5 protein-coding genes are annotated in these 3,586 nt (G+C 41.4%); 4 read left to right on the plus strand and 1 reads right to left on the minus strand.

The genetic code is table 11. The annotated features are described in order from the left end of the window. The 4 genes from VIP81_RS28665 to VIP81_RS28680 all read left to right on the plus strand — a co-directional run. The coding region (locus tag VIP81_RS28665; RefSeq protein WP_331969727.1) for a hypothetical protein at nt 1–264 on the plus strand (264 nt) is incomplete at its 5' end. Between the two features lie 327 nt (nt 265–591). Further along, the gene (locus VIP81_RS28670; protein WP_331969729.1) at nt 592–1,080 is read left to right on the plus strand and encodes a hypothetical protein; all 489 of its coding nucleotides are present in this window, start codon (nt 592–594) and stop codon (nt 1,078–1,080) included. A gap of 93 nt (nt 1,081–1,173) precedes the next feature. Beyond that, nucleotides 1,174–1,563, plus strand: a complete 390-nt coding sequence (locus tag VIP81_RS28675; RefSeq protein WP_331969731.1) for a hypothetical protein — start codon at nt 1,174–1,176, stop codon at nt 1,561–1,563. A gap of 399 nt (nt 1,564–1,962) precedes the next feature. Beyond that, the gene (locus VIP81_RS28680; RefSeq protein WP_331969734.1) at nt 1,963–2,442 is read left to right on the plus strand and encodes an RDD family protein; all 480 of its coding nucleotides are present in this window, start codon (nt 1,963–1,965) and stop codon (nt 2,440–2,442) included. 49 nt (nt 2,443–2,491) lie between these two features. On the opposite strand, the gene VIP81_RS28685 is transcribed toward VIP81_RS28680, so the two are convergent. After that, nucleotides 2,492–3,586: discoidin domain-containing protein (locus tag VIP81_RS28685; RefSeq protein ID WP_331969737.1), on the minus strand; the 1,095-nt coding region annotated here is incomplete at its 5' end.

The raw sequence follows: 3,586 nt of genomic DNA on the forward strand, positions 1-3,586 counted from the left end.
GAAGTTTATATTCATTGTATGAATAGCGATAAAGACTATGAATGGGAAAAGATTAAGCTAATATTCTCAGAGATTTTGAGCTTCAGATTTATTGAAAATAGAAAGACATCAAGTACGGTGATTAATGGTGCCCTGATCAAAGTTGATAGCGAAGGAATTCTTTTTGATTTTTTTCCATTAATATACGACGCGGGATTAAAAGAAAATCCAGACTCCGATTTTATTATTTGTTGTAGAGAATTAAAATATGAGAAGGTTGAATAGGATTGTTATCTGATTTTTTATCAGAAGAAATGTATTGTTATCAGGTTGGGCTGACGATGGCGGGTATTGGATCCAATGCGTTGAAGCATCTAATGTTTCTCACAGTCAGAATTTATTCGTGGACAACAGGTTGTATAGAATTACTGGTGGTGAAGGTCTTGAAAATGATATTTTAAGCCTAAATAAGTATTTGAAAGAATCAAATATCAGATTAAGCGACAAAGAAAGACCTATGTGTTATGATATACTGTTTCTTCAAAGTCAAAGAAATGCATTACGACTTCTATTCAAGGAAACAAACAGAAAGTTGACTTAAAAAATGGTAAATTGAATCGTTTAATCGAAAATATACTTTGTGGCTTTATCACTTTACTTCTCGCAGTAGGCTGTAAGCACCAGAGTCAGCAAGAGAAAATGATATCAACCACCCAAAAAGTGCTTTCTGCCATACAGAAAGACGATAAAATTTTGTTTGCTGATCTTATTGGAACAAACAATGCGGATACAGAAGCTTTAAATGCTAATCTAACAAAAATAAAAACATACTTCGATAAGTATGGCCCATCCGGGGCTCCCATCATAACCAATAAGTTTACATCCTTAGGAAAAAGACTGGTAATTGTGCCTTTGCTCAAAGGGAGGGATACCATTCATCATATAAACGAAATTAGTATTCATTTGTTTTTTGGTCCGCCGCAAATGGTTCCTCTTGAAAAAATATCAGGATACAGCCTTATTATAATAGATTCATCTGGAAAAAGAGTGCAACAATTTTCACCCACGACTTTTGACGACGAAGACCTGACTACACCATAAAATGAAAAGCAGACAATGATTAAATATATATACCAACTTCTTATCCTGTTGGTATTAACTACTGCATGTAGTAAGGTTACTAACGAGGACAAAATGCGCAATACCACCAATGCCCTGATTTCAACAATTAAGAAAAATGAATTTACTAAGTTCCGTTTTTTTATAGGGCCGGAGCTGGACGTAATAGGAAAAGATGAGGGTATGCTTTATGCGGATTTTTCGCGTTTTAGATCACTATTGGGAACTCATTCTGAAGATATTGATACTAACATACAGATCACTAATCTTTATAATCACTTAGGACAGCGGATTGTAGAAATCCCAATAAAGAGATCAGCTAATACTGGCTCTACCGACAGTATTTATCATCTATATCTGTTTTTCGGTCCTCCTGATCTATATCCCTTAACTAAAATAACTGGTTATCAATTGGCAATGGATACATCGACTCCTTACGGATTTCACAGGACACCTGGCAGATGATCCTAGGTTAGGTGTAACGAGAACCCAAAGCCACAGACACGCGGCAAACGGCTATCTGGTCAACATTTCCCTGCATTGACCAAAATAAGCGCTAAATAAAAATCATATGGCGAAAGAACCTTTTGCAGCACGACTTACCTCCATTTGGTTAGGAGCTGTTTTTTTCTGGATAGGGAAAGGTTTCAGGGGTAAACTATCCGAAGAGATATCTAATAACGAAACACGGAATATGTGGACCGGGTATATAATATCGCTCATTGCACTACTATTACTCGTCTATTATTTTTTTATACATACATAATAAATGCGGGGTAGTAAAAGTGCGGATATTCCCTAAAAACACCAGCAATTCTTATTATCTTTCCACCCAACCCATATATCCAAAATTCTTTTATCCCTATGGAGCAAACAATCGCTACATCTATTTTCGAAAATGATTTCAGCCTGCAACCGGCTACTCACTGGCAACGCCTGACCAATTACATCATTGACCTGATCAGTTTTATTTTCCTCGTGATCATCTTCTTTTTTGCGATGTCAGTGCTAAGCCCTGATACTTTAAGATCGATCACATTTTCGCCTGCAACGGATTACGCACATCGACTGATCCTCATGCTGTCTTTCGCGTTATATATGGGAACCATAGAAACCATTTCCCAGGGCAGAACAATCGGCAAACTGATCACAGGTACCAGAGCCGTGAATGAAGATGGCACCAACATTTCAGCCGGAAAAGCCTTCTTAAGAGGCATCATCCGTGCCATCCCCTGCAGCTCGCTCAGCGGCCTCTCAAAAGTCTGCACCCCGTGGCACGACCAGTGGACAAACACCTATGTTATTGATATAGATAAATCCAGATTACCTACAGACAAAAAATAAAAAAGCGTCCCACTGTCTGTAAAAGTCAGTGGGACGCCCGCATGCTTTATTACTCCTGTCTGCCTGTAACCACAAACTTCTTCACTACTTCTTTTTGCTGCACGCCCACATGCAACAGGTAAATTCCTGGTGTAAGATTTCCCACCTGCACCCGGATACTATTATTTCCTTTACGCAAAGCGATCCCCGGCTTCGTCAGCACAGGCTGTCCTTTCAGGTCATAGATCTTCAGCGTAGTCGTTATCGTTACCGGCGATACCAACGAAACGGTTAGTTCTTCACCGGATAACGGGTTCGGATATACGCTGGCTGACAGTTCCTCCCCGCCTTTCCATGTACTTACTTGTGCAACCGCCATAGCTGACTGTTGCAGTGGGGCCAGGTTGAAATTACCCATTACCTGTACCTCTGCCAGACTTAACACGACGTTGGTGCTTTGCAGTTGTATACGTATATACCGCCCGGTATTGTTAATGGCAATAACGGATGGCGTTCCGGCGGTTGCTGTTTGCAGGTAATCCTGCACGCCAGCCTGCGCCTGTGTACCGCTTACCGTGGAAGAGGTAAAAGGAACATCGGAAATAAAAATATGATAATTAGCAAGACGGCTACCACAACAGTCCGTTCGATTATAGATGTTAATCGTCTGGATGTTGGCAGAAGCGCCGAGATCCACCTGCCACCAGGGCTGATTCGTTAATGCATCTGCGGTAGAGGTAACAGAGTTGCTGAAAAAATCGCCATTGGTATTCCCATCTACTGCCAGTGGCGCTAAACCAGAGGTGGCGCCATGATCGCTCGATTGTGCAGCGGGCTTATTCAGCGCCAGATTGCTGGCAGGTACCACTACGGTGCCTGCATTTTTCCAATAGAACAGATCTGCCAAACCGCCGTCCAGCGTATCATTGAACTGGTATCTTTTACCACTGACCAGTGTCAGGTTCACCTTTTCCACGACGCCATCTTTCCTTCTCACCCTGTATAAAGTATCTACCGGGTAAGTACCGAAATTAATGCTGAGAGTAATTTTCTGCGTGGCGAGATTGGCTTTGCCCTGGATGGTATCCGTTAAGATGCCGGGAGTACCGGGTGCGTTACAACAACCGTTAGACACCGTAAGTCCGTTCATAATCATGAAGTAAGC

Origin of the sequence: Chitinophaga sp. (assembly GCF_036566945.1) — a bacterium.
Classification (GTDB): Bacteria; Bacteroidota; Bacteroidia; order Chitinophagales; family Chitinophagaceae; genus Chitinophaga.

Coding starts and splice junctions, on each gene's coding strand:
- VIP81_RS28675 (WP_331969731.1), top strand. CDS start 1,174: ATGCGCAATACCACCAATGCCCTGATTTCAACAATTAAGAAAAATGAA.
- VIP81_RS28680 (WP_331969734.1), top strand. CDS start 1,963: ATGGAGCAAACAATCGCTACATCTATTTTCGAAAATGATTTCAGCCTG.